The sequence below is a fragment of the Enterococcus thailandicus genome (genome assembly GCF_001886265.1).
In the GTDB taxonomy this organism is placed as follows: Bacteria; Bacillota; Bacilli; order Lactobacillales; family Enterococcaceae; genus Enterococcus_B; species Enterococcus_B thailandicus.
Genome location: NZ_JXLE01000004.1, coordinates 132,596 through 158,611, shown reverse-complemented (window position 1 = coordinate 158,611; position 26,016 = coordinate 132,596). Strand labels below are relative to the sequence as shown.

The window sequence follows — 26,016 nt, the reverse complement described above, 5'->3', positions numbered from 1 at the left end:
CTAATTCATTCAATTGAAAGGAGATTTCCCTTTGAAAAAAATCAGACCTTTTATGGTGATTGGCTTGATTGCGTTTATTTTTATTCTTCCACATTTGTTCACACACCAACTGATTCTTGGTGCAGATGCTTCGTTTCATTATAATCGCTTTTATGAAACAGCTCAGCAAATTAAAAACCATAATTTTCATTACTTTATTTCCGTTTATGGATTCCAACAAAGCGGCCGGATTGTCAACGCTGTTTACGGGCCATTTTTTGCTTATTTTCAAGGATTACTTGTACTGATTTCTGGAAGTTGGTTCCATTATCAGATAGTTTCTAATTTTATTTTGTATTTGATCGCTGGTTGCTCTATGATTACTTTGTTGAAGTATGCAAAAATAGTGGATTTGATTGTTGTACCAACTGCTGTCATTTTTATGAGTACTTATTCTATACAGTATTGGACAATCAATCAAGGGTTTACTAGCTGGGGAACAGCCTTTTTGCCTTTATGTTTACTACCAATCGTTGATTTTATCGTTAATAAAAAGTTCCCTTTGAAAAAAGTAGCTGTTTCCATAGCTTTAATGACTCAAATTCATTTACTTTCAACTATCATGCTTATTTTAATGTACGTGCCTTTTTATGTAGCTTTCTTTTTTTCGCAAACCGATCGAGGAAGCCAATTACTACAACTTGGAAAATCAATTTTACTTTACTTTCTTCTCACTGCGAATATCTGGGTTAGTCTACTAATTGTGTACTCTGGAAATGACATTTTAGCACCGTTCGTTAATAAAAACATGAGTGAAAAGGCAATTAATCTCGGTGGAAATTATTGGTTACACTATCCAAGAATATTTCCTATTATTTTAGCTATAGGTGTTCTGTTACTAGTTTTATTCCGAAAAAAGTTAACTTTCTTTGATAAATTACTCTTTGGGACAAGTTTGTTTTTCTTGTTACTCTCAACCAGTCTGGTACCTTGGACGACCCTGATAACAAATGGTGTCCCTTTTATTCGTTTGATCCAATTCCCTTTTCGTTTTTTCGTGCCCTTCACGGTACTGTTCTTACTACTCCTTGCATTGGTCTTCAGCCATTGGCATTCCCAAAAATGGTTAAAGGTAATCGGTGTATCTTTGGTAATTATTTGTACTGTTCAAACTATTCAAACACTCTCTAGTCACTTAGCCCAGTGGGAACAAACAAAATTTGTCAGCAGACATACTTATTTATTTGAAGACCAAGCTACCACCAGGAAAACATTTTTTAATAAAGATTTAGAAACTAGTTTATTTGCTTTTCAAAAAACAACGCCAGATTATCTACCAATCTATCAAGAAACTAGTGCAAATAAATATGACCGTTATAGTCAAGACATTCTAGATAATGAAACAAAATATATCAAGAGCTATTCCGACGGTGCTTTAACTGTTACGTGGAAAAACACGGGTACCCAAACAGTAAAACTGCCAATTATTGTCTACGATCGAACAAAATTAGTTCGAAATGGCCATACAATTACAGACTATCAATTAACTGATATTGGTACGCCAATCATTAAGCAACACAAAGGAATCAATAAAGTAACAGTTCATTACTCACCACCGTTTTATTTTTATTTTTCTTTCGTTGTCTCCCTTGTTACTTGGGGAATCTTATTATTGTTTTTTGGGTATCAAGTATATAAATCCTTCCGCAAAAGCAAATAAACAGTTAGGAAATTTTTTTAAATAAGAAACTATTCTCATGTATAACAACTGAATCAAAAAACACCCCTATGATAGCTGAGAATGTCAGCTATCATAGGGGTGTTTTGAGTCAATCATCTAATTTTATGCCAAGTAAAATGACGTTTAATCCTGTAAAAAGCCAGTCATTTTATAGGTGGCGGAAGCTCATTTATTCAGCGTCAGGTGGCGAAATAAGTAAACCACTACTTCATTTTCTTCGTCTCCTTCCCAAAGCAAATAAAACTGCAATAATAATCAAAATGATTCCTGCTACGACCAATTCAATATAAACATTTTCTCCAAAGGACGCGATGGATTGTTTCCCTTCACTCTCAATCAAGTTTTCTTTACTAGATGAGGGATAACTAGCCGAACTTTCTTCCACCTTGCTCTCTACAGATGACTCATCAGTCGTTTCTTCTGTTTCCGGAACATAAAATTTCACTTTACCTTTTGTATCCGTAGCAACCAATAGATTATGCATTCACTACTCCCTCCTTCCAATTTATGAAAGCTTCCTCTCATTCAAAGCCTTACCAGTTTTTTATCTTTTGACTACTGCAAAACCTCCACTTAAAATAAAACGTTATTGTTTAACGTAGACAAACTTCTTTTAAAACGATAAAAAGTCCTTTAACCTATGACTCAACTAAACCAACCTGAAATGCTCACTACTCACAGTTACTCTACGTCCTTCGAGAGTATTTTTTTGCATATATATTCTATTTTATGTATTAAATTTACCACACACACGAAGAAAGAAATATCTTTATGCTCATAGATTATTCCTAGTTTTATACTCTAAAAACAACGTCTTAAAGCTAGCTCTGCGAAAAAAACAACGCACAAAAAAACTACCGACCAAAGGTTTCTAGTCAGTAGTTTATTTGTTATTGTTTCTTGTTTCATTTCATCAACGCGTGTGCTGCTTAAAATTTAGTAATTTCTATTTCAACACCAAAATGATCACTAACAACTGGCGCATTTTTACCATCAAATACGACTTGGTGTGCGTCAACAATACTAGTTGCCGGAACAAAAATATAATCAATTCTTAGTTTCCGAGTATTTTCTTTCCAACCATCAATGGCTTGCTCTACCGTTGCTTCACCGCTCTTTACTTTTGCTATAGAATAGCTATCTCTTAGAGCAAGTGGACTTTTTTCAACGAGTGAGTAGCCTGCTTCTTGCGCTGGATTATTAAAATCACCAAGTAAGAAAAGGGGGTTAGTTTCTGTTAATAATCGTTTTTCTAACTGATGCCATTCGAAAGCAAAGCCAGAATTTTCATCCTGCCACCAAGAAAAGTGAGTACTTACGACACAAATTTCTTTTCCTTGGAATAACGTATTGCCAATCAGTAGTTTTCTCGTTCGATAATCTTGATAATTACTTGTTTCAGACACAACAATTGCTTCACTTGTCAAAGGATTTTTTGAAAGCAGAGCATTTCCTTCTTCATAAATATCATAGCCAATATGACTCATGTCCCAGCTCCAATAATAGGTCCGCCCTTTCATTGCCAACTTTTTGACTAAACAATAAGCAAAGTTATCTTCATGAATACTTTTTTGCCCACTTACTGGGCAAAAACCAATAAGCTCACTTTGAGAAACAATAACTGAATCCACTAATTGATTCACTTCTTGTAATGCAATCACCTCATAATCAGCTTCGATAATTTTCTCAACTAATTGTTGTAACTTTTGTTCAGCCTCTTTTTCTAGCCAGCTATGTGTATTTAGTGTGAGCAAATTCATTTGTCTGACTCCTTTTTTATTTCACAGATTTTCCCTTTAAATATGGATAGTTCCAACCACTTCATTCGCTTGAACATTTCCAAAACGTGGGATTTCTAACGTTTCAATTTTATCACTGTTAGTAAAAACTACCATAATTGTTTTTTCTTTACCCGCTTTTTCGACAACAGCTAGATCCATCGATGCAAGTTTTGTTCCTGCAGTAACTGTTTGTCCTTCTTTAACAAAAACTTCAAAAGCTGTTTCCGTTAATTCAACTGTATCAATCCCCATATGAATTAAGATTTCAATGCCGTCTGTTGTCTGCAAGCCCATTGCGTGTTTGCTTGGGAATATACTAATGACTTTCGCATCAACTGGTGCTACAACAGTTTCTTGTGCTGGAATAATAGCTAATCCTTCACCCATCATTTTTTGAGAAAATACAGGATCATCAACATCTTCTAGCGCAATCAGTTCTCCTGTTGCTACCGCATGAATCGCTTGCTCTTTGCCTAAAAAAGTCGTTTGTTCTTCTGTTGAACTTACTAGATTATTTTTTGGTAAAGGAATAGTTGCACCAGATTTTAACAAATCTTCAATATCAGATTTCAAAACATCTGCTTTTGGTCCATAAACGGCTTGCACTCCATTGTCTTTTACAATCAATCCCATTGCTCCAGCACGTTTCCAAGCATCTTCTGCTCCGACCTTTTCGCGATCATTGACACTCACACGTAAACGAGTCATACATGCGTCTACTTCACTAATATTTTCTTTACCACCTAACAAATGAATGATTTGAATAACTTGTTCGCTTGCTACACCTTCACTTGTAGTTGCCGTTTCCGTTGCTTCCCCGCCGTCATTGTCATAATTTCCATTACGTCCAGGTGTCGCAAAATTGAATTTTTTGATTAAAAAGTTTGCTAAGAAATAAGTTCCTACACCAAACACTACGACACACAGAACAAAGTTAAGTAGATCGCCACCTAATCCTGCCTTGATCGCTAATGGTGTCCGTGTCAATAACTCAATATTCCCAAAAGAATGTACTCGTAATGGCAAGATATCTGCCATTGCAAAAGCTGCCCCTTGGATAAAAGAATACACAATATATAAAGGCATTGCTGCAAACATAAACATGAACTCAAGTGGCTCTGTCACACCTGTCAAGAAAACTGCCAATGCTGCTGAGAAATACATTGATTTATATTTTGAGCGTTTGTCAGCATCCACATTACGATACATTGCCAAAGCCAAGCCCATTAAAATACCAGACGAACCAATCATTTGTCCGACTTTAAAACGTGCAGGTGTCCAATTTTCTAATACAAAAGCATATTGTGATGTGTCACCAGCACCTTTAAGGTTGACTAAGTCCGTTGCCCAAGCAAGCCATAATGGATCTTGACCAAATACTTGAGTTCCAGCTTGTGCACCAGATAAAATTTCATACGTTCCGCCCAATTGTGTGTAATTGATTGGAATCGTTAACATATGATGCAAACCAAAAGGTAAAAGTAATCTTTCAAGTGTTCCGTATAAGAATGGTGCTAAAATTGGCGCACTATCTTGTGATTGAGCAATCCATAGACCAAAGTTATTAATCCCTGCTTGGATATTTGGCCACACAATAGCAAGAATCAAAGCAACAATTGTAGACCATAAGATTACAACAAATGGGACAAAACGTTTCCCATTGAAAAATGATAATGCATCAGGTAATTTTCGATAATTGTAATATTTATTGTAAGCCATCGCACCAACAAATCCGGCGATAATCCCAACAAAAACCCCCATATTTAAAGCAGGTGATTCTAAAACACTAGTGAAGAAACCTTTAACCATGATTTTTGTACCAAATAAGGTATGAGTAAATGCCTCTTCATTCGCCAACATATCAGTAGTAACACCAAAAATTGCTCCAGTGATTCGATTGATTAATACAAATGAAATCCCTGCAGCAAATGCACCGCCTGCACGATCTTTTGCCCAACTACCTCCAATAGCTAATGCAAATAAAAGATGTAGATTTCCAATAATTGCCCAACCAATACTCTCAACTACACCACCAGTTGTAACTAGTGGTGCAAAATCTGGATTGATTAGTGGTAGTGACTTCCCAATACTAATCATTAACCCTGCAGCTGGCATCACTGCAACAACAACCATCAATGCTTTTCCGAATTTTTGCCAAAACTCAAAACTAAATAATTTCTTCATGTTCTCTCTCCTTTACGCAATCGGTTTCGCTACATTGCCATTATAGCTTGGGTTTTATTTTTTGTAAATGCTTTATTTTTAATCAGTGCCAAAAAAATTTTTCCTACTTCTATTAGTCTCTTTCCCTGTTAATCACATTATTTTTTCAAAATAACCGTAAACGCTCAGTATTCCGTGCTTTTCTCTTACTCCGTTTAAAATAAAAAGATTTCTTGAATTATTTTTATTGACTAACGCAATCGGTTGCGTTTATTATGGACGTATCAATATGAATTATCTAGGAGGCAAATCATGAAACAAATCAAACGTCTTTTTCAAATCGACCCATGGAAAATCAAAACGAATCAACTAAACAAAAATGAACTACGTCTACAAGAGTCCCTTACTAGTATCGGAAATGGTTACATGGGTATGCGTGGCAACTTTGAAGAAAGCTATTCTGGCGACCATCACCAAGGAACATATCTTGCAGGGGTTTGGTATCCGGACAAAACGCGAGTTGGTTGGTGGAAAAACGGCTACCCAGAATATTTCGGTAAAGTAATCAACGCCGTGAATTTTATCGCAATGGATCTACTGATTGATGACCAACCAATCGACTTAGCGACACACCAGCCAGAAGATTTTTATCTAGAATTAGATATGAAGAACGGGCTACTATCACGTCAATTCACGATCACTACTGACACAAATAAAGTACGCTTTTCTTTCGAACGTTTTCTAAGTATATCTAAAAAAGAAGCTGCGTTTATTCACTTGACTGTTGAAATGCTTGAAGGCACAGGTACAATCAAGCTTCGTTCAAAATTAGACGGAGATGTTCAAAATGAAGACAGTAATTATGAAGAACATTTTTGGTTGCCAATAGCAGTCGGTTCAAAAGAAGCGATTGGCTATTTAACTACCGAAACAATCCCTAATAACTTTGGAATTGAAACTTTCACTGTAACTTCTGCCATGCGTCATTTAATTGATGGTGAGCTAGCTTTACCAACATATGAAGAAACTGAATTGACTTTATCAGCAACATTCACCAAAACATTACAAGCTGGCGAATCGTTCACTATTGATAAAGAAGTCATTGTTTTAACCAGCCGTGATGTCGAAAAAGAAAAACAAGTTCAACGAGCAATCGAGATGCTTACTCAGCTTGATCAAACCTATGCACAAGAAAAATCAGATCAAACAGCAGCATGGGCAAAACGTTGGGAACTGGCTGACGTTGTCATCAAAGGTGATGATGAAGCACAGCAAGGAATCCGTTTCAATCTTTTCCAACTATTTTCAACTTATTATGGAGAAGATCAACGATTGAACATCGGACCAAAAGGATTTACTGGCGAAAAATATGGTGGTGCAACTTATTGGGACACTGAAGCTTACGCTGTACCACTTTATTTAGCTTTAGCTAAACCAGAAGTAACAAAAAACCTTTTGAAATATCGTCACAACCAATTGCCACAAGCTATTCACAACGCGCAACAGCAAGGATTAAAAGGCGCACTTTATCCAATGGTTACCTTCACAGGTGTCGAATGCCACAATGAGTGGGAAATCACTTTCGAAGAAATCCATCGAAATGGCGCGATTGCTTATGCTATTTATAACTATACAAATTATACTGGCGATCAAGAATACTTGAAAAAAGAGGGCTTAGAAGTCTTAGCTGAAATCGCACGTTTTTGGGCAGATCGCGTTCACTTCTCAAAACGACAAAATAAATACATGATTCATGGAGTTACTGGACCAAACGAATATGAAAACAACATCAATAACAACTGGTACACGAACACGATTGCTGCTTGGGTCTTACGTTACACAGCTGAAAAGTATTCTGAGTTCAAAAAAGAAGCGACTGCAACGATTTCTGACGAAGAGTTAGCGAAATGGACAGAAATTGCCACAAACATGTACTTCCCGACAGATCAAGAGTTAGGAATTTTTGTACAACACGATACTTTCTTAGACAAGGATCTACAACCAGTAACAGCCCTTTCTCCAAATGACTTACCTTTGAATCAACATTGGTCTTGGGATAAAATTTTACGTTCTTGCTTCATCAAGCAGGCAGATGTTTTACAAGGAATCTATTTCTTCAATGATCAATTCACAACTGAAGAGAAACGTCGTAATTTTGATTTTTATGAGCCAATGACCGTTCATGAGTCATCTCTTTCTCCAAGCATCCATGCCATTTTGGCTGCAGAATTGGGGATGGAAGATAAAGCAGTTGAAATGTACCAACGTACTGCACGTTTAGATCTGGATAATTATAATAATGATACCGAAGACGGGCTTCACATTACTTCAATGACCGGCAGTTGGTTAGCGATCGTTCAAGGTTTTGCGCAAATGAAAACAGACCACGAAACATTAAGTTTTGCACCATTTTTGCCTAAAACTTGGGAAGCCTATTCTTTCCATATCAATTATCGGAATCGTTTGATCTCTGTTGTTGTTGATAACAATCAAGTCACTTTCACTTTACTAGAAGGTGAACCGTTAACTTTCGTTGTCTATAACAAAACCTATGAATTAGCAAATACACTATCTCTATCACTTAGAAAGGAAGATGAAAATGTTTAAGGGCGTTTTATTTGACCTAGACGGTGTTATTACTGATACAGCTGAGTATCACTACCACGCTTGGAAAAAACTTGGTGAAGAAATCGGTATTTCAATTGATCGCTCATTCAACGAGCAGTTAAAAGGTGTTAGCCGTGAAGACTCTTTATCTTTAATGCTACGTTATGGAAATAAAGAGAACGATTTTACAGCTGAAGAATTTGCTGAGCTGGCTCAAAGAAAAAACGATTATTACTTGGAAATGATTCAAGCAATTACGCCCAAAGACGTTTATCCGGGAATTTTAGAACTACTAACAGACTTGAAAACAGCGAAGATTAAAATCGCTCTTGCTTCAGCAAGTAAAAACGGGCCTTTCTTACTTCAAAAAATGAACTTAACTTCTTATTTCGACGCAATCGCAGATCCTGAGAAAATTGCTCATGGTAAGCCAGCACCAGATATTTTTTTGCTGGCTGCTAAAGAAGTAGGCTTAACAACAAAAGAATGTCTTGGTATTGAAGATGCGCGAGCTGGAATCCAAGCAATTGCGGCGAGTGGCGCTCAACCCGTGGGCGTTGGTCAAAAGAAAGACCTGGGTGAAAATATTCCAATCGTTTCTGACACAACCGAATTAACACTAGCTTACCTTAAAGAAGTGTGGCGAGAACATGAATAAACCGAACATCCGCGTTACACCAATTACTCACAATTTAAAAAAAATCACTTTGAAGAACGACTTTTTAACAGTCGTTCTTCTCAATTATGGCGCTCGTCTTCATCAAATATTTGCACCTGACAAAGAAGGAAACGTTGAAAACATCTTGTTAAGTTATGATAATTACGAAGATGTTTTAGCTGATAAAAGTTTTTTTGGTGCAACTGTCGGCCCTGTCGCGGGGAGAATCCGCGACGGCAAATGGAAAAATCACCAACTTGAAAAAAACAATAGCACACATCACATTCACGGCGGAACAAATGGCTGGTCTTTTCAATATTGGGACATCGAAATTTTTGAAGAACCTGATGCAATCGGCGTGGTCTTTTATTTAAAAGATACTTTTTCTGGTTATCCAGGCCCAATAAAAGCTACCGTAACGTATCGTTTACAAAATAATCAGCTTGAAATGACCACGAAAACAACCAGTAACGTGACCACCATTACTAATCCAACCAACCATGCTTATTTCAATCTTTCAGGTAATGGACAAAGAGATATTTTAACGCATTCTTTGACGCTAAACACCTTAGGAATGTTGGAGTTAGATTCTGACAAATTACCCACAGGAAATTTACTCGAAGAAAGCGACTTATGTATAAACTTCAAGAAAACAAATTCGCTAAAACAAATTCTCGATGCTTACCCAGTTGGTTTGGATGATGTTTTTTTATTACGTTATCCTAAAGTAACTAAACCTTCACTTCTTATAGAAGAAAAGCAATCAGGTAGACAGATGGCTGTAGCAACTTCTAACAAAAGTGTGGTATTATTTTCTACGACTGGTTTTCATGCTGATTTTAAATTGAATGGTCAGAAAATGCATTCAAACTACGGATTAGCTATTGAACCACAGGAAGTACCCGACATCGTTCACTTTCCAGAATGGGGATCTATTACACTACATCCTGGTCAAGAACGCGTTACCCAAACAATTTATCAATTTATGACTACCTCATAGTTACAAGAAAGGCGTGGCAAAATAATGGCTATCACTGTAAAAGATGTCGCAAAAAAAGCAGGCGTTGCTACTTCAACCGTTTCGCGTGTAATCAACGATCACCCAAGCATCTCGGAAACAACCAAGAAAAAAGTCCGTAAAGTGATGGATGACCTTGGCTATGTTCCAAACATGACTGCCAGAAATCTCGGAAAGCGGACATCCAATGCCGTTGGTGTTATTTTGCCCCCACTGGATTCTAAAGAAAGACTTGGCAATCCGTTCTATCTTGAAATTATGGAAGCAATTAATGACGAAGCTCGGCTTTATGACATGACAACAGCGATTGCAACAGCTAAAAATTTTGAGCTTTTGCTCGAGAACGTCAAACGCATGCACCTCCAAAAGCAAGTTGATGGCTTCATTCTCGTTTATTCAGATAGCGCTGATCCAGTGATTGAGTATTTATACGAGAACCAGATTCCGTTTACCTTGATTGGACAACCTTATCAACATGAAAATAATATTGTTTATGTCGATAACGACAATCAACTACTTGGAAAACAAGCAACCGAATTTTTAATCCAAAATGGGCATAAAAATATCTTATTTGTCACAAATACTACGCATGAAAGTTTATACTTTGAGCGGTATTTTGGTTACCAAAAAGCGCTGATGCTTAATCAATTCCCCACTTTCCCTAGCGTCGTCTTGGAAAAGCCAGAAGACTATCTGACTTTTAATGATACGTTAGCGAAAACAAACGCGACTGCCTTGGTTGTCATTGATGATATTTTTGCACTGCGTACCATGCAGCTTGCAGAAATGTATGGCTACTCTATTCCTGATGATTTGTCAGTAGTGAGCTTTAATAATTCGATTTTTTCAACATTAACGCACCCTTACCTAACAAGTATTGATATCGATATTTCAGAATTAGGTAGAATGGCTATGCAGAAGCTAAGAGAGATCATCCATGATGAATTAAGCAGTGGCGTTCGCATGGTAATCCCTCATAAATTAATTAAACGAGAAACAGTCATTCCATTGGCTGAATAACCAAATAATTGAACAAAATAAAAAGCGTTAGGACGTCCATCCTAACGCTTTTTGAGACTGCGACAAAACTACCAGCCGTTCTTAACACCTTTTTCAATTTAAAGAACGCCTAAAATTAACGTTTTCAAAAACAAATTTTAGGCTTTTTCTATTTGGACTCCTTTTTCCTCAGCCCCCTTTTTTTCTGTTCAATAACAGTTGATTTCTTTTAGTTAGACGATTAACGCAAGAAACTTTATACTGTTAGATAGAACGATTGTGAAAATCAAGGAGTGTTTACATGGAAAACGAAGAAAAAAGAGAAAAAATTATTGGGCACATCGGGCGTGTTGCATCGGTTCTTTCTGTGATGATGTACGTTTCCTATATCCCACAAATCATGGATAATCTAGCTGGTTCAAAGGGAAATCCTATCCAACCTCTAGTAGCAATGGTCAACTGTATTATTTGGACCATTTACGGTACGTTCAAAAAAGAAAAGGACTGGCCTATCATCGTTGCCAATGTTCCAGGAATCTTTCTAGGTGCTATCACTTTCTTTACTTCACTATAACAAAGAAATGATTCAGTTCTTATTTAGCTATCTGTTCAACAAAAATAATCGGCATCCAGGACAATACATGTCCTAAATGCCGATTATTTTTATTTTTTCAATTTAATTCTCTTATTCAAAAGAAACCCAATTGCTATTGTAAATATTGGTGCAAACAACGGAAAATAAGCAAACGGTAGGTACTGTAACGCACTAACTTTCATCGTGCCCATAATAAACGTACCGCTAACTCCCCATGGAACTAAAGAATTGACCGCAGCACCCGCATCAGCTAACGTGCGTGTCAAATAGGTCTTACGTAAACCAGTTTGCTCAAACGACTCTTTAAAGGTCTCTCCCGGTAAAATAATCGATAGATATTGTTCACCGACAATCAAATTAATCCCGATGCTGCTTAACGCTGTGAAGCCAATCAAACGTGAAGGTCGATCCATTTTCTCGCGCAGCGTTTGAACGATCGTCCCAACGATTTCATACTTGATTAGCAATCCACCTAATGCCAAAGCTAACAAAATCAAACTGGCAGAACCAAGCATACTCATAATTCCTCCTCGAGAAAGCAATGTATTCAACTTTTCATCTGAGGTTTGAGCAAGATAACCATTCATCAAGATATCTGCGACTTTTTGAATCGTTATTTTTTGATGGATAAACGCCAAGACAACTGCTGCCGAAGAACCAACTAATAAAGTTGGAATAGCTGGAATTTTTTTAATTGCACCACCAAATAAAATAACTAGTGGAATCAACGTCCAAGGAGAGATCCAAAAACTCGCCTGCATCTTATCAATCATTCCAGTAATATTTGATAAATCTGCCGAATGGCTATTTTGACCTAACAATGTATACAAGATCAAGGACACAATAAACGCTGGCAAATCCGTATAGCGCATCGCTGCAATGTGGTCAAATAGATTTACCCCACCAATTCCTGCCGCTAAATTTGTCGTATCAGATAGTGGTGAACAGTTGTTTCCAAGGAATGCCCCAGAGACCACAGCCCCTGTTGTCATTGCGTCAGAAAATCCTAACAAATGACCAATCCCCAAGAAAGCAATTCCGATAGTTGAAATCGTCGTAAACGAACTTCCTACTGTAATCCCCACAATTGTACAAACCAAAAACGCCGTAGGTAAAAAGAAACGGATAGAAATCAATTGGAAGCCATAAACCATAATTGTTGGGATTGTCCCTGCTAAAATCCATGAGGCAACTAACACACCAATCAACAAAAAAATCAAAATTGGAATGATTCCCGGTGTGATTCCTTGCACGATTCCTGCATGGATGTCATCCCAAGAAAAGCCTCTGATTTTACCATAAAATAACAAACCCATAAAAACGATTAAGATGGGAATATGTGGTGTCAAATGAAACCCAATAATCAAAACGCCTAATATTGCTAATAGTACCACCAACACAGCGATACTTTCTTTTATCGAACTTTTTTTATTCACTTGTTCTCACTTCTCCATTATTTTTTCATGAAAAAAGTCCCACCTCGAAAATATTATTCTCTTGGTAGGACAATCTGGATTAGTGACTATGTGTCACTTGATCAGAGTATTCATCTAAATTTTCTTCTAAACTTGCTTCAACTGCAGTATTCCAAGAATCTTTCTTGAAATGATTGATGATCAATGGGATTACAAACATAACAACTGCGATAGCTGTTACAAGTAATGCATCCCCCATTGTTGCTGTTCCTAATGTAGCAAAAACAACGACAACGATTGAGAAAATCAACATACAACTAACAACCCAAGCAAAGAAGTTTCCTGACTTACCAATACGATAAGGTCGGTTCAATTCTGGATGTTTTTTTCTCATTTCAAGTAAAGAAATAGCAATCAACACATAAACAATACAATAAATAACTGTAGTTGCGTTTGTTAATGTCAAGAAAACAGCACTAACATCATCCATTACACCATAAAGAAGTGCAAATAATGAAATAACAATAGATTGTGTTAACACGACATTTTTAGAAACACCATATTTGTTTTCTTTGTGGAAACCAAATTTTGGTGGTAAAAAGCCTTCTCTGGCCACTTGGATGATTGTTTTTGATGGTCCAGTAACCCAAGCAGATAATTGTAACAACACACCAATAAAGACCATGAAGCTAAAAATATTTCCGATTACTTCTGGTAAACCTAAAATTTGGCAATCAATCAAGATTGGTTGTGTGATGTTTGCCAACTCCATTTTTCCATTTGGAACAACGTTAGCAACTAACATCGCATTGATGACATTCAATAAAACTAAACCAATCAAGGCAATGAATACACCTTTCGTATAGTTTTTCGTTGCATCTTTTAAGCGAGGCATATAAACCGAGCTCATTTCAATCCCTACAAAAATAAAAGTGATACCAGCTAGATATTTTAATGATTCCACGTGTTCTAAGTCTGGGAAAGCTTTTGACCAAGAAAATGCACCTAGATAGCCGTTTGAAACCAAACCAACTTTAAATGCTGCCAATAAACCAAGCACAAACATAATGACAACGGGAATATATACACCTAACCAAACACCGATATTTCCGCCGACTTTTGCCATATCAAATTTTAAATTCAATAAAGTAATAACCCAATAAATAACTAGAATACAAGCTAATACGAACCAATGATTATTTCCTAGTTCAACATTCCCAAACGTATTTCCAAGCAATGGGCCTAATGTTGAAGCAACCATTACCATACCAGGGAACATTTGAACCCATAGCAACCAAGCAACGACAAATCCCCATTTACTACCCAAAGCTGTTTTTACCCATAACTGTGGGCCGCCTTCTTGAGGAAGCATCGTTGAAAGTTCACCAGAAACCATTGAGATCGGACCAGCAAAGAATAAAACTGCAAAAATCGAATAAAAAATTAACGTCCAACCTACTGCTGCCAAAGTCGGAATACTTCGGACTGTAGCACACAATGCCATTGTCAGACCAATAAAGGTTCCAAGACCCATCTTACTTACTTTAGATTCACTCACGGTTGACACTCTCCTTGATTTGTTGGATAAAATAGTGTCTTTGAAGCAATCTAAGTTTGGCAATAAACAAAAGTAATTCCATCGATTCAAAGTTCGGTTTCATGCTTCAGCCTATCGCTTAAACGACAATGCTCCAAAGACGACCTCAAAACTAAGAAATGGAGAAGTGAAGTCTGGGCAATCATTCCCAGACTTCTCCTACCTTCACGAAATAAACGGGTACTCCATCTCGATTAACTTATTTTGCTTCGCTTGCCAATAATTGGTCTGCGTAGATTTTTTCCAATTTTTCTTGAAGAGCAGCTTTAATTTTTTCAGCATATTCTTCAAAGTTTTCTGCTTTATTCATATATGGTGTCATTACACTTGCGCGTAAAACTGTTACTTTTCCAGCACGGTTCCATTCTTCATCTGAGAAGCCTAGTTGGTTCACAAATTGTAATGGGCTGTTACCGTAATCAGGAATAGCAAAATCAGTATGTGAAGTTAAGAACTCATTTCCATAGATGCTACCTTTCACATATGAAGAGTAGTCATACACGTCATGGTTTAATTTATTCATAGAAACTAGATCATCATTTCCTTTTTCTTTGAACACATAATCAACCATGTTGAAATCTGGATAAGTTAATGGATGAACTTCGATTTCTTTATCGCCAACTTTAAATGACAAGTTGTTTAGGAAATTGAAGAAACGATGTGCCCCTTCAATTGATGCACCCATTAATTTTCCGTAACCAGTTACGTTTAAAGGTAATACATGGTGAGCAGCCCAAACACTAGCAGCAGTTGCCCCAGCTTTTGAACCTTCAAGAATGTACGCACCAAGTAAAGCAGGAATATCTGCTCCTTTTTCAAATACGTAAGTAGCAAAGTAAGAAATAACGTCTCTCATGCGGATATCTTTAATAACGATTCCACCAGCTGAATAAGGTACATAACCCATTTTATGTGGGTCAATTGTTACAGATTCAGCTTCAGAAATTGCTTCATATGCATGATGAACTTCTTCTAAAAGATAATTTTTGTTTTCAGTAAAGACATGATGTTTCGCATGAACATCTTTTAATTCTTCAAAAGGAATAAAGTTGTTGTCTTCGTCTAAGAAAATTGCGCGACCATATCCACCGTAAGCAGCATCTACGTGCAAGTAGAAGTAAATTCCTTCTTTTTCTAAGACACGACGCAAAGCAACGATTTTATCAATGCTATCAATTGCGCCTTCTTCAGTTGAACCAACAACTCCGACTACACCTAAGATTGGTGTTTTTTCAGCAGCTAATTCACGAACGATTTTTTCTAATTCGTTAATATCCATGCGATAGTTATGATCCACTGGTACTGGAATAACTTGGTCTAACCCAACACCGATGATATCGGCTGCTTTTAGCCATGAATAGTGTTTTGTTTGTGGCACTAACCATTTACCTAATTTTGTTAAATGTTTACCACTACGTGCTGAATGAGCTTTGATATCATCAATTTTTTCTGGAACACTATCTAACAGATTCATGATTTCTTCTGTTGACATGTTCATTAATTCCCAATCGCTCTTACCAGCAACTAATTCAGGTGTTACTTCTTGCATCGCAAGAGGTAAAGATTTGATATTACGAGCATACCAAAGACCTTCTAAGTTTGCTAAAGAACCATCGGCAACAATGTGTCCCCAGCCATCTTCATAGCTCATTAATTTTGCAAATTCATGTCCTACTTCTTCTTCCATTTGACTTGTTGCTGGAGAAGATTCGTAGGCAACGTTATTACCATTCCATAACATTGCGAAATTGTACGCTAGTAAAGATGGCATTAATGTTTCAGAGTTCATGTGTCCCCAATAACGTCCGGCATTGTGCCAAGGAACAGAATGGGTACGCATACGTGCTGAAATTTCTGATAAAACGTCTTTCGTTTTATTTACAGTGTGCTCGAAACTAGCACTACTTTTTTCTTCCGGCGTAATAATAGGCATGTCTTGAGGCATGTAGTTTTGACGCCATCCTAAATGTTCATCAACTAACTCATTTAACAAAGCTTTATAGATTTGGCCGTTCTCCGCTTTGTCACCAATGAATAGTGCATTCAGGTTTAGATCATTTGACAATGATTCACTCATGTGAAACCCTCCTAAAAAAATATTTAAATTTTGTCGAGCCCTACATTACACCTGTTCTTTAATTCTGTAAACTAAAAATAAGTCGATTTTATAATCATTTTCTAATAATATGTAATTGAACGAATTGTATGTGATTTTAAAAAAATTTAAAAAAAGGAGGGAATTTACAAAAGTAAATTCCCTCTTAAAGATTGTATTAACGACAACCGTCGTTCCCTTTTAGGATGGGTTTCAAAAGTTTGAATCTTGTAATAGAGCTTACCTTTTTCAAGGCAAAAAATTACTAAATTCTAATCAACTACTTTGGCCAAAAAGTAATTTTTCTTACCTTTTCGAATAACCACAAACTTACCATCGAATTCATCTGATGGATTTACGACAAAATTTAAATCGGTAACACGGTCACCGTTAATACTAATAGCTCCGTTTGAAACATCTTCGCGTGCTTGACGTTTTGATGGTTCAATTTTTGTTGAAACAAGTAGTTCCACGATATTTTCAGGTGTGCTTGAAATGTCAACGTTTGGCATTTTACCAAAGCCTTGCGCGATTTCTTCAGCATTTAGTTCTTTAATGTTTCCAGAGAACAAAGCTGCTGTTATTTTTTGCGCTTCTTCCAAGTCTTCTTTACTATGAACAAAAGCAGTTACTTCTTCTGCTAAACGTCTTTGTGCTTCACGTTTTTCAGGTTCCGTTTCAACTTTTTTAGCTAAATCATCGATTTCTTCTTCTGTTAAGAATGTGAAGAATTTCAAGTATTTCACAACGTCACGATCATCTTGGTTTAACCAGAATTGGTAGAATTCAAATGGTGATGTTTTCTTAGGATCTAGCCAGATTGCTCCACCAGCTGTTTTCCCGAATTTTGTTCCGTCTGCTTTTAGCATCAATGGAATTGTTAGTCCAAAGGCTTCTGCATCAGGACCTTCTAGTTTACGGATTAAGTCTAAACCAGCAGTGATATTTCCCCATTGGTCAGCGCCACCGATTTGTAATTGCACATCAAATGTTTTGTGTAAGTGCAAGAAATCAATTGATTGAAGGATTTGGTAAGTGAATTCAGTAAATGAAATCCCTACTTCTAAACGACTTGCAACGATATCTTTTGCCAACATTGTGTTAATGTTGAAGTTTTTACCGTAGTCTCTCAAAAATTCTAGTAAAGAAATGTTTGATAACCAGTCGTAGTTATTTACAAATGTGATGTTTGCATCTGCGCCAAATAATTTACCCATTTGTGCTGAAAGTGCATCAACATTGTGTTGTACTTGTTCCATTGTTTGTAAAACACGTTCTGTTTGTCGTCCGCTTGGATCACCAATTGTTCCTGTTCCGCCACCAATAAGAATATATGGATGATGGCCTGCCAATTGAAATCTTTTCATCATCATAAAGGGAATCAAATGTCCGATATGCATAGAATCGCCTGTCGGATCAACGCCACAATAAAGTGAAATACTCTTCTCTTCAACGAGTTCGCGAAGTCTTTCTTCGTTTGTTTGTTGATTAATGGCATCACGCCAAGTTAATTCATCAATAATATTCATTATATTGACCTCCGTATAGTTTTTTATGAAAGCAGGAACCTGCTAGCATTCGTAAAATTAGTAAAACTTTTTTGAGTGAACAAAAAAAGTCCCTTGACTAATAACTAGTCAAGGGACGAAAATTCGCGGTACCACCCAAATTATATGTTCTTCAAGAACATATCTCTCAAACATTTAACGCTGTCGCGTGACAAAAACTGTCAAAGACTCCTGAAATGTAATTCGTTTTAAGGCTTGTACTAGTTCGCAGCAACCACTAGCTTTCTGAAACATCGACCTTAATCACTACTTCGTTTCGTTCTTCGTCTTGTTATCTATTAACATGTGTCTATCATAGAGCCCGTTTTTTTCTTTGTCAACACAAAACAAATATTTTTTTATTAAATAACAAAAAATATTAATAATTATGATGAGTAAAATCACATTCGAGCAGTTTTTTGAATAATTTTATAACATATCATTTTTTTCGTCAGAATTGATGATAAAAATAGCTGATTTTCTCATAAATCAGCGTATCACTTTCACTTCTTTCCTGTCTTCGTTACAATAAAAGAAACAAAGTTATTCTATTATTTGAGTAAAAGTGTAAAGGTAGGGGTATAAGTTAATGGAACAAAAACAAAAAAAGATTCTTGGAGTCACTGCTGGTATAACAGTGCTAATTTCAATCTTCAGCCTATTTTTGATTATTCATGCAACTTCTAATGAAAAGTCAGCTTCTTCAACCACGGCTGAACAATCAACCGAAAGCCAACCAGCAGCTGTCAATTCCGATGATAAAAAACTGAGTGAAGCACAACAACTAGTCAAAAGTTATCACTATGATGAAGCGATCAAGCAACTAGCTGACGCTCATTCCGATGAAGCGAAGGCGTTCCTTCAAACCATCAAAAAAGAAAAAGAACAATTAGTCAAATGGGATGACCCAACAAAAATTTCTCATTTGTTTTTCCATAGCTTGATTGTTGATCCAGCTAAAGCATTCCAGTCACAACAAGCACAAGGCTATAAGGAATATATGGTCACAATTCCTGAGTTCAACAAAACGATTGAACAGCTTTATAAAAATAATTATGTTTTAGTAAATTTACCCGACTTAGTTACGATTGATGATCAAGGAAATGTTTCCTTTGTAGGTGTTTCTTTGCCTAAAGACAAAAAGCCACTCGTCCTTTCAGAAGATGATGTCAGCTACTATGAATACATGAAAGATTCAGGTTTTCCTGACAAATTGGTCATTGATAAGGACAAAGTGAAAAATGTGTATGTTAATAATAAAAAAGAACAAATCGGTGATTTTGATATGGTTCCCTTAATCGATACATTTGTTGAAGAACATCCTGATTTTTCTTATCAAGGAGCTAAGGGAACACTCGCATTAACTGGCTACAATGGTGTGCTTGGTTATCGAACATCAAAATCAGAATATGGAGATAACGAGAAAACAAATACAGAAATCAAAAAAGCGAAAAAAGTTGCTGAACAATTGAAAAAAGATGGCTGGACGTTCGCTTCTCATACTTGGGGGCATCTGAATATGACGAATGCTTCCCTAGAAGATGTGAAACGCGACAATGAACTTTGGCAAAACGAAGTCGCTCCAATCTTAGGAAAAACAACCATGTTGATTTATCCTTTTGGCGCAGATATCAGCGATTGGCACGACTATACAGCTGAAAATCAAAAATTTGATTACTTAAAATCACAAGGTTTTTCAATTTTCTGTAATGTCGATGCCTCTACTCCTTCTTGGGGACAATTAGGTGCAAACTATTACCGACAAGCACGGATCAATATTGACGGCATTCGCTTTGAATCTGAACTTTCGGGTCAAAATAATGTCTTAGAGCAGTTCATCAACGTGCCTTCTGTTGTTGATAAACAAGCTCGTGGGTTAAGCTAATAGAAGCATTCATCCAAAGAGAGTCAGAAAAAAGAAACATCAAGAAATAAATTTTTTCAAAGTAACAACTTTTTCTCACTCTGTCACAAATAAGAGTGTGGGACAAAACTAGATAGCCAGTCGTTCTCAACAAATTTCCACAAAAAAAAGCCTAAAATCAACGTTTTCAAAAACGAATTTTAGGCTTTTTTCTATTTAGGCTACTTTTATCCCAGCCTCTACGAATAAATGGTGTTCCCAAAGCAGCTTCTTCGGCTATAAGTCTTTTTTTCACAAAAATACGAGAAACTATTTCTAGAAAAAATCCTTATTGCTTGAAGCTATTTACTTTGAGCCACACCCTTTTTTTATTTTGCTTCTACTTTTCCGATTACTTCATTTCCATGAACAGAAGTCACCGTGTCTACTATGACTGTTTCAATTGCTTCTCCGTTTGTGAAAACAACAATCATATCGGTTTTTTTCTCATTCACTGCTAACATGGCTAGATCCACTTCTGCAATCAATTGTCCGCGCGCAATGTGCTGACCTTCCTCAACATAGATCGTAAACGGTTCTCCTTTTAAGTCAACCGTGTTGATTCCCATATGAAGCAACACTTCGATACCACTATCCGTCTTGATACCAACAGCATGTTTCGTTGGGAAAATACTTGCAATCGTTCCAGAAACCGGTGCAAAAATTTCTCCTGAAGTTGGGATAACCGCAAAGCCATCTCCCATCATTTTTTCAGAAAAAACCGCATCTGCAACTTCACTAATTGGAATCAATTTCCCATTTGCTACAGCGTACAGCTCATTTGTTTTTGCAACTTCCTTATCAACTGGCGTTTCATCCTCAAATGATTGTTTTGGTACGTTCATCCTCTTAGCTGGTGCTGATTGTCCATGTAGTTTACCCATTTCATCAGCAACAAATTGTACCTCAGTTCCAACAATAACTTGAATATTTGTGTCATCAATTACTTTAACTCCCGGAACACCGGTTGCTTTGATTTTTTCTTGATTCACTTGATTAGTATCTTTTACTTGTAAACGTAAGCGGGTGGTACAATTATCAATTACTCGAACATTGTCACTACCACCAAGTGCTGTATAAATTTCAGTTGCTAGGTGTGAAAACTTGTCTTCTCCGGTGGCAACTTCTGGTGTTTCCTCTCCAGTTCCCACTTCTCTTCCCGGAGTCATCAAATTGAACTTTTGAATAGCAAATCGGAACCCAAAATAATAAATAACTGCAAACGCAGCACCTTGAACAAGCAACATCAAAGGTTGATTTGCGACTGGGTTTTTCAATGACAAAAAATAGTCAACAAAACCTGCACTGAAGGCAAAGCCTGCCGTCCAATGGAAAAAGGCACTAACTGCCAATGAGATTCCCGTAAAAATAGCATGCAAAACATACAACGGCCAAGCAACAAACATAAATGAAAATTCTAATGGTTCCGTTACGCCAGTAAAAAATGAAGCAAAGCCTGCTGCAAGCATCAGGGAAGCCGTTTGTTTTTTCTTTTCAGGACGAGCACTTTGATAAATAGCTAACGCTCCAGCTGGTAAGCCAAACATCATCACAGGGAAAAATCCTGCTTGATACATCCCCGTTTGTCCAACAATTGCTTTGCCAGTATCCAACGCTTGTTGTCCGGCCAAGAAGTTTCCAATGTCATTAATTCCAGCTACATCAAACCAAAAAACCGAATTCAACGCATGGTGTAATCCAGTAGGAATCAATAAACGGTTAAACAAACCATATACGCCGGCGCCAATGAATCCTAAACCAGAAATCCCTTTACCAAATGCAACTAACACATCATATACACTAGGCCAAATGAATAATAAAATAGCCGAAACTACCAACATTCCTAATGCTGACATAATTGGAACCAACCGTTTCCCACTGAAAAATGATAAAGCCATTGGTAACTTGACTTGACTAAAACGATTGTACATTTCAGCAGCCACTAAACCAGCTACGATTCCCACAAAAACATTGTTATCCATACTATTGAATGCTGGATTGACGTCAGCAAGATTGGTTAAGCCCAACAATCCTTGAACAGAAAGCGGAGCTAAAACAGTTTGTGGAACTAAATAAGCAACTAAACCAGCTAAAGCAGCCGAGCCATCCTTATCTTTAGACATTCCTAACGCTAACCCAACAGCAAATAATAGAGCCAAATGATTTAAAATAGCTAAACCAGCATTCATCAAAAAAGTTGTTCCCGCGTTACTGATCCCCATTCCTACGATCCAATTCGCAATCCCAACTAAAAGTGATGCCGCTGGCAAAACTGCAACGGGTAGCATTAGCGAGCGACCCATCCTTTGCATATATGCTTTCATTCTCTTCCTCCCAAAAAAACAGACCATTTATTTCTCTGATCTAGTCTAAATTATTATTGATTTTCATTCTCGGAAAGTTTTCATGAAAAATAAAAAATCAACAAAAGAAAGTATACCACTTCAAATAAAAAAAAGCATGAAAATTTCACCAAACAAGAAAGATGCTCCTCATCCAGCTATTTTCATACTTAAAAATAAACTTATATTCGATTGTAAAAATAAAAACGCGCAAAACCAATCTATACCAATTTCAATTGTTAGGCGAGATTCCTTTTAATAATAACTCTGTCCACTCCGCTGTGTAAGGTAATAATTTACTATAAATAGCAGGTTTAGAAATCCCTTCGATCATTGCTTGAAAGTACAGCAACAAAAATTCATCTGAGTATTTCAAGTCCACTTTTCCTTCTTTTCGTCCACGATGAAAAAGGTCTAGCATCATGTTTAAACTCTCTTTCGTATATTCGTCCATCATTTCTGAAAATTGTTGGTTATTTCTTTTCGTATAATAAGCCATTAAATCAAGATAAAATTGTTGATCTACTCGTTTTAAGTAATCGATCTTATTTTCACTCATCTTGATTAAAGTTTCTTCAAACGAAAGATTTTGTTCCATAATTCGTTTTGCTGAATCTTTTAACTCATCCATAAACTCAAAGAATACTTGATAAATTAACGCTTCTTTGTTTCCAAAGTACTTAAAAACTGTTGCTTTACTAACAGATGTCCTAGCAATTACTTCATCAATCGTTAAACCTGCCAACCCATTTTCAGAGTTGATTATATCGAATGTTGCTTCAACAATTTGTTTCTTTTTTTCTTCTGTTCTTTTTTCAAAACCATTCATTCTACCAACCTCTTTTTTAAACTTTACTATCAGAAATAGTTCATTTTTACAATTAAAGGTATTATACACCCGAAAAATTAAACCAACAATAGTATTTTAGTTTTATTTGCGCAATGATTTTTATTGACAGTGAAAAATAAAAGGAATATCATCAGTGACAAGATTCACTACAGTTAACCAAACATGAATCTGTAGTTGAATGTGAAAGGAGTGACTTGGGGATGTCAGAAGTTGTTAAGGTACAGCATTTACAAAAAAAGTTTGGAAAATTCGAAGCACTAAAAGACGTGTCTTTTTCTGTGAACGCTGGTGAAGTTGTTGGTTTTATCGGCCCAAACGGGGCAGGAAAATCAACAACTATCAAAACATTGTTAGGAATCATTCGTAAAGATGGCGGACAAGCTGAAATTTTCGGTAAAGATGTATTTAAAGAGAGTCTTGTCATTCACGAACGTCTCTCGTATGTTCCAGGAGATGTTGCTTTATGGGGAAGTTTGACTGGTGGCGAAATCATTGACTTATTTATGAAATTACATGGAAATGGGAACAAAGAAAAACGTGATGAGTTGATTAAACGTTTTGAATTAGATCCTAAGAAAAAAGCCAAAAATTATTCAAAGGGGAACCGCCAAAAAGTTGGATTGATTGCTGCATTATCAGTAGATTCTGATTTGTATCTGTTTGACGAACCAACTTCAGGTCTTGATCCGTTAATGGAAGCAGTATTTCAAGAAGAGGTCGAAAAAATCAAACGTGCTGGGAAAGCAATCTTGCTTTCTTCACACATTCTCAGTGAAGTGGAACGCTTGGCAGATAAGATTGTTATTATCCGGCAAGGAACAGTTGTCGAAGAAGGTTCGTTAGCCGAATTAAGACACTTGACTCGCTCAACAATCACTATTGAAACACAAGGCGATGTCGCAACTCTTGCAAGTTTGTCTGGTGTTCACGACTTTGTTCAAAAAGAAAATCAAGCACATTTTTCTGCGGATACTGAACAACTCAATGAAATTTTACTTGCCGCTACAAAATTAGGAGTGAAGAAGTTTGAGTCTGTCCCACCAACACTCGAAGACTTATTTATGCGTCATTATGAAAATTAAGTCACAGGGAGGTTTTTTATTATGAACGAACGTTTTTCACGTTGGTCTGTTCTTTTCTTGCAGTACCTCAAGCGTGATTGGAAAAAAATAAGTTTTTGGGTCATTGGTTTGGGTTTATTTTCTGGTGCTTATGTTCCAGCCTTCGAAGAGATTGCAAAAGGAAATGGTCTAACAGGAATGTATGAAACGATGCAAAACCCTGCGATGATTTCAATGGTCGGACCTTCACCTGTCCATTCAGCAGCTGACTATACACTAGGTGCGATGTACGCAAACGAAATGTTACTTTTCTGTGGGTTATTTGCAGCTGTGCTATCCATTTTACACGTGGTCGGCCATACAAGAAAAGAAGAAGATCTTGGCTTAGCAGAATTGATTCGTTCCTTCAGAGTTGGTCGACAAGCCAATTCATTTGCTGTTTTAGCTGAAACTTTGTTAATCAATTTGTTACTAGCAGGACTCACTGGTGGAATTATGATTGCCTTTCAAGCTTCTTCTATAACAGTGGAAGGATCCTTGCTGTTTGGTTTTTCCGTGGGAGCTGCTGGTTTTTTAGGTGGTGTGATTGCTTTATTCTTTGCTCAACTCATGCCGGTTTCTTCAAGCGCAACTGGCACATCACTTTCACTATTAGGTCTGATGTACTTAATGAGAGCCTGGACTGACGTTAGCAAAAGTGATTTGTCCATGCTTAATCCTTTAGGTTGGACCTATTTAACGTATCCTTTTACTAAAAATAACTGGATTCCACTCCTTTACCTCCTTTTGTTTAGTATAGTAATCAGCGTTGGTGCGGGTTTATTAGAAGAACATCGTGATTTGAATTCTGGTTATTTTCCAGAAAGTGAGGGACCTGCAAGAGCCAAACGCTCGTTATTATCCGTTCCCGGTCTGTTTTTCCGTCTAAATCGAGGAGTCATTATCAGTTGGCTCGTAGCTTTTACTGTCATGGGTGCTGCTTATGGTTCGATTTATGGCGATATGCAAGATTTTTTAGAAAGTAATGAGTTAATGAAACAAATGTTTATGCAATCAGGTTCCTCTATAGAAGAATCGTTTACTAGCACGATTATGATGGTCTTAATTTGCCTTTCGGCCATTTTGCCAATTGCGTTAACGAATAAATTATTCTCGGAAGAAACTCGCGGGCACCTGGATCAATTGTTTTCAACTAAGACTTCTCGTAATACATTTTATTGGACTACAATTATTTTGGCTGTGATTGCCGGCGTGTTAGCAACTTTGTTGAGCGCGGGCTCTCTCGGGGTAACAGCATTGTCAGTGATGACTGCCACATCACCAATGACACTAGCTACTTTTTTAACAGCTGGGTTTAATCTTTTTCCGACAATTTTGTTTTTCATTGGGTTAGCTGGATTGTTCTTAGGTTGGGCACCCAAACTCGGCAAAATTAGTTACATTTATTTAGGTTATTCGTTCATGCTGAATTACTTCGGCGGAATTTTAAATTTGCCTGATTGGTTTGCCAAAACGGCCATCCAAAGTTGGTTTCCTAAGATGCCAGTGGAAACATTTGATTTTTCAACGTTTAGCACAATAATGGTCATTAGTATAGGTATGATTTGCTTAGGTGCCCTTGGCTATCGTCAAAGAGATTTGATTGTCGATTAAAAAGAGGATGAA

General features: G+C 36.8%; 18 protein-coding genes and 1 other annotated feature. Of the genes, 9 read left to right on the top strand and 9 right to left on the bottom strand.

What is annotated here, in order from left to right; translation table 11 throughout:
- Window positions 1–31 precede the first annotated feature (31 nt).
- The gene (locus RV17_RS04195; protein ID WP_071868617.1) at window positions 32–1,699 is read left to right on the top strand and encodes a hypothetical protein; all 1,668 of its coding nucleotides are present in this window, start codon (window positions 32–34) and stop codon (window positions 1,697–1,699) included.
- A 229-nt stretch (window positions 1,700–1,928) separates the two neighbouring features.
- Here the strand turns inward: RV17_RS04195 and RV17_RS04190 are convergent, their stop codons facing one another.
- From RV17_RS04190 to RV17_RS04180, 3 genes are all read right to left on the bottom strand, one after another.
- Entirely contained in the window at window positions 1,929–2,204 is a 276-nt protein-coding gene (locus RV17_RS04190; RefSeq protein WP_071868616.1) for a hypothetical protein, read from the bottom strand.
- A gap of 445 nt (window positions 2,205–2,649) precedes the next feature.
- Entirely contained in the window at window positions 2,650–3,480 is an 831-nt protein-coding gene (locus tag RV17_RS04185; RefSeq protein ID WP_071868615.1) for an endonuclease/exonuclease/phosphatase family protein, read from the bottom strand.
- A gap of 36 nt (window positions 3,481–3,516) precedes the next feature.
- Window positions 3,517–5,685 (bottom strand): PTS transporter subunit IIBC, encoded by a 2,169-nt coding sequence (locus tag RV17_RS04180; protein WP_071868614.1) that lies wholly within the window; start codon window positions 5,683–5,685, stop codon window positions 3,517–3,519.
- 291 nt (window positions 5,686–5,976) lie between these two features.
- Here RV17_RS04180 and RV17_RS04175 point away from each other — a divergent pair, with 291 nt between their 5' ends.
- The 5 genes from RV17_RS04175 (at window position 5,977) to RV17_RS04155 (ending at window position 11,520) form a co-directional block, all read left to right on the top strand.
- Window positions 5,977–8,271, top strand: a complete 2,295-nt coding sequence (locus tag RV17_RS04175; protein ID WP_071868613.1) for a glycoside hydrolase family 65 protein — start codon at window positions 5,977–5,979, stop codon at window positions 8,269–8,271.
- Window positions 8,264–8,929, top strand: coding sequence for a beta-phosphoglucomutase (gene pgmB, locus RV17_RS04170; protein WP_067481439.1), 666 nt, complete (start codon window positions 8,264–8,266; stop codon window positions 8,927–8,929). The genes RV17_RS04175 and pgmB overlap by 8 nt, the downstream gene beginning before the upstream one ends.
- The gene (locus tag RV17_RS04165; RefSeq protein ID WP_071868612.1) at window positions 8,922–9,929 is read left to right on the top strand and encodes an aldose epimerase family protein; all 1,008 of its coding nucleotides are present in this window, start codon (window positions 8,922–8,924) and stop codon (window positions 9,927–9,929) included. The genes pgmB and RV17_RS04165 overlap by 8 nt, the downstream gene beginning before the upstream one ends.
- 24 nt (window positions 9,930–9,953) lie before the next feature.
- On the top strand, window positions 9,954–10,967 hold the full coding sequence (locus RV17_RS04160) for a LacI family DNA-binding transcriptional regulator (RefSeq protein WP_071868611.1): 1,014 nt from the start codon (window positions 9,954–9,956) through the stop codon (window positions 10,965–10,967).
- A gap of 280 nt (window positions 10,968–11,247) precedes the next feature.
- The gene (locus RV17_RS04155; protein ID WP_067481446.1) at window positions 11,248–11,520 is read left to right on the top strand and encodes a SemiSWEET family transporter; all 273 of its coding nucleotides are present in this window, start codon (window positions 11,248–11,250) and stop codon (window positions 11,518–11,520) included.
- Window positions 11,521–11,609: 89 nt separating this feature from the next.
- Here the strand turns inward: RV17_RS04155 and nhaC are convergent, their stop codons facing one another.
- From nhaC to tyrS, 4 genes are all read right to left on the bottom strand, one after another.
- The gene (gene nhaC, locus RV17_RS04150; protein ID WP_067481448.1) at window positions 11,610–12,977 is read right to left on the bottom strand and encodes a Na+/H+ antiporter NhaC; all 1,368 of its coding nucleotides are present in this window, start codon (window positions 12,975–12,977) and stop codon (window positions 11,610–11,612) included.
- A gap of 79 nt (window positions 12,978–13,056) precedes the next feature.
- The gene (gene tyrP, locus RV17_RS04145; protein ID WP_067481450.1) at window positions 13,057–14,514 is read right to left on the bottom strand and encodes a tyrosine-tyramine antiporter; all 1,458 of its coding nucleotides are present in this window, start codon (window positions 14,512–14,514) and stop codon (window positions 13,057–13,059) included.
- Between the two features lie 238 nt (window positions 14,515–14,752).
- Window positions 14,753–16,630 carry a tyrosine decarboxylase gene (gene tdc / locus RV17_RS04140; protein WP_067481452.1) on the bottom strand — a complete coding sequence of 626 codons (1,878 nt, stop codon included), beginning with the start codon at window positions 16,628–16,630 and terminating at the stop codon, window positions 14,753–14,755.
- Between the two features lie 290 nt (window positions 16,631–16,920).
- Entirely contained in the window at window positions 16,921–18,177 is a 1,257-nt protein-coding gene (tyrS, locus tag RV17_RS04135; RefSeq protein WP_067481454.1) for a tyrosine--tRNA ligase, read from the bottom strand.
- Between the two features lie 108 nt (window positions 18,178–18,285).
- Window positions 18,286–18,489, bottom strand: a binding site (T-box leader).
- Between the two features lie 295 nt (window positions 18,490–18,784).
- Here tyrS and RV17_RS04130 point away from each other — a divergent pair.
- On the top strand, window positions 18,785–20,080 hold the full coding sequence (locus RV17_RS04130; RefSeq protein ID WP_067481456.1) for a polysaccharide deacetylase family protein: 1,296 nt from the start codon (window positions 18,785–18,787) through the stop codon (window positions 20,078–20,080).
- Between the two features lie 347 nt (window positions 20,081–20,427).
- Here the strand turns inward: RV17_RS04130 and nagE are convergent, their stop codons facing one another.
- On the bottom strand, window positions 20,428–22,422 hold the full coding sequence (gene nagE, locus RV17_RS04125) for an N-acetylglucosamine-specific PTS transporter subunit IIBC (RefSeq protein WP_071868610.1): 1,995 nt from the start codon (window positions 22,420–22,422) through the stop codon (window positions 20,428–20,430).
- Between the two features lie 250 nt (window positions 22,423–22,672).
- Window positions 22,673–23,269 (bottom strand): TetR/AcrR family transcriptional regulator, encoded by a 597-nt coding sequence (locus RV17_RS04115; protein ID WP_067481462.1) that lies wholly within the window; start codon window positions 23,267–23,269, stop codon window positions 22,673–22,675.
- Window positions 23,270–23,490: 221 nt separating this feature from the next.
- On the opposite strand from RV17_RS04115, the gene RV17_RS04110 reads away from it, so the two are divergent.
- Window positions 23,491–24,372, top strand: coding sequence for an ABC transporter ATP-binding protein (locus tag RV17_RS04110; RefSeq protein WP_067481464.1), 882 nt, complete (start codon window positions 23,491–23,493; stop codon window positions 24,370–24,372).
- Window positions 24,373–24,393: 21 nt separating this feature from the next.
- Complete coding sequence (locus RV17_RS04105; RefSeq protein ID WP_071868609.1) at window positions 24,394–26,004, top strand: ABC transporter permease; 1,611 nt, start codon at window positions 24,394–24,396, stop codon at window positions 26,002–26,004.
- The last annotated feature ends 12 nt before the right edge of the window (window positions 26,005–26,016 follow it).

What these genes read in the sequence shown, in the direction of transcription:
- RV17_RS04190 (WP_071868616.1), bottom strand. Translation starts at nt 2,204, where the DNA reads ATGCATAATCTATTGGTTGCTACGGATACAAAAGGTAAAGTGAAATTT.
- RV17_RS04185 (WP_071868615.1), bottom strand. Translation starts at nt 3,480, where the DNA reads ATGAATTTGCTCACACTAAATACACATAGCTGGCTAGAAAAAGAGGCT.
- RV17_RS04180 (WP_071868614.1), bottom strand. Translation starts at nt 5,685, where the DNA reads ATGAAGAAATTATTTAGTTTTGAGTTTTGGCAAAAATTCGGAAAAGCA.
- RV17_RS04175 (WP_071868613.1), top strand. Translation starts at nt 5,977, where the DNA reads ATGAAACAAATCAAACGTCTTTTTCAAATCGACCCATGGAAAATCAAA.
- pgmB (WP_067481439.1), top strand. Translation starts at nt 8,264, where the DNA reads ATGTTTAAGGGCGTTTTATTTGACCTAGACGGTGTTATTACTGATACA.
- RV17_RS04165 (WP_071868612.1), top strand. Translation starts at nt 8,922, where the DNA reads ATGAATAAACCGAACATCCGCGTTACACCAATTACTCACAATTTAAAA.
- RV17_RS04160 (WP_071868611.1), top strand. Translation starts at nt 9,954, where the DNA reads ATGGCTATCACTGTAAAAGATGTCGCAAAAAAAGCAGGCGTTGCTACT.
- RV17_RS04155 (WP_067481446.1), top strand. Translation starts at nt 11,248, where the DNA reads ATGGAAAACGAAGAAAAAAGAGAAAAAATTATTGGGCACATCGGGCGT.
- tdc (WP_067481452.1), bottom strand. Translation starts at nt 16,630, where the DNA reads ATGAGTGAATCATTGTCAAATGATCTAAACCTGAATGCACTATTCATT.
- tyrS (WP_067481454.1), bottom strand. Translation starts at nt 18,177, where the DNA reads ATGAATATTATTGATGAATTAACTTGGCGTGATGCCATTAATCAACAA.
- RV17_RS04130 (WP_067481456.1), top strand. Translation starts at nt 18,785, where the DNA reads ATGGAACAAAAACAAAAAAAGATTCTTGGAGTCACTGCTGGTATAACA.
- nagE (WP_071868610.1), bottom strand. Translation starts at nt 22,422, where the DNA reads ATGAAAGCATATATGCAAAGGATGGGTCGCTCGCTAATGCTACCCGTT.
- RV17_RS04115 (WP_067481462.1), bottom strand. Translation starts at nt 23,269, where the DNA reads ATGAATGGTTTTGAAAAAAGAACAGAAGAAAAAAAGAAACAAATTGTT.
- RV17_RS04110 (WP_067481464.1), top strand. Translation starts at nt 23,491, where the DNA reads ATGTCAGAAGTTGTTAAGGTACAGCATTTACAAAAAAAGTTTGGAAAA.
- RV17_RS04105 (WP_071868609.1), top strand. Translation starts at nt 24,394, where the DNA reads ATGAACGAACGTTTTTCACGTTGGTCTGTTCTTTTCTTGCAGTACCTC.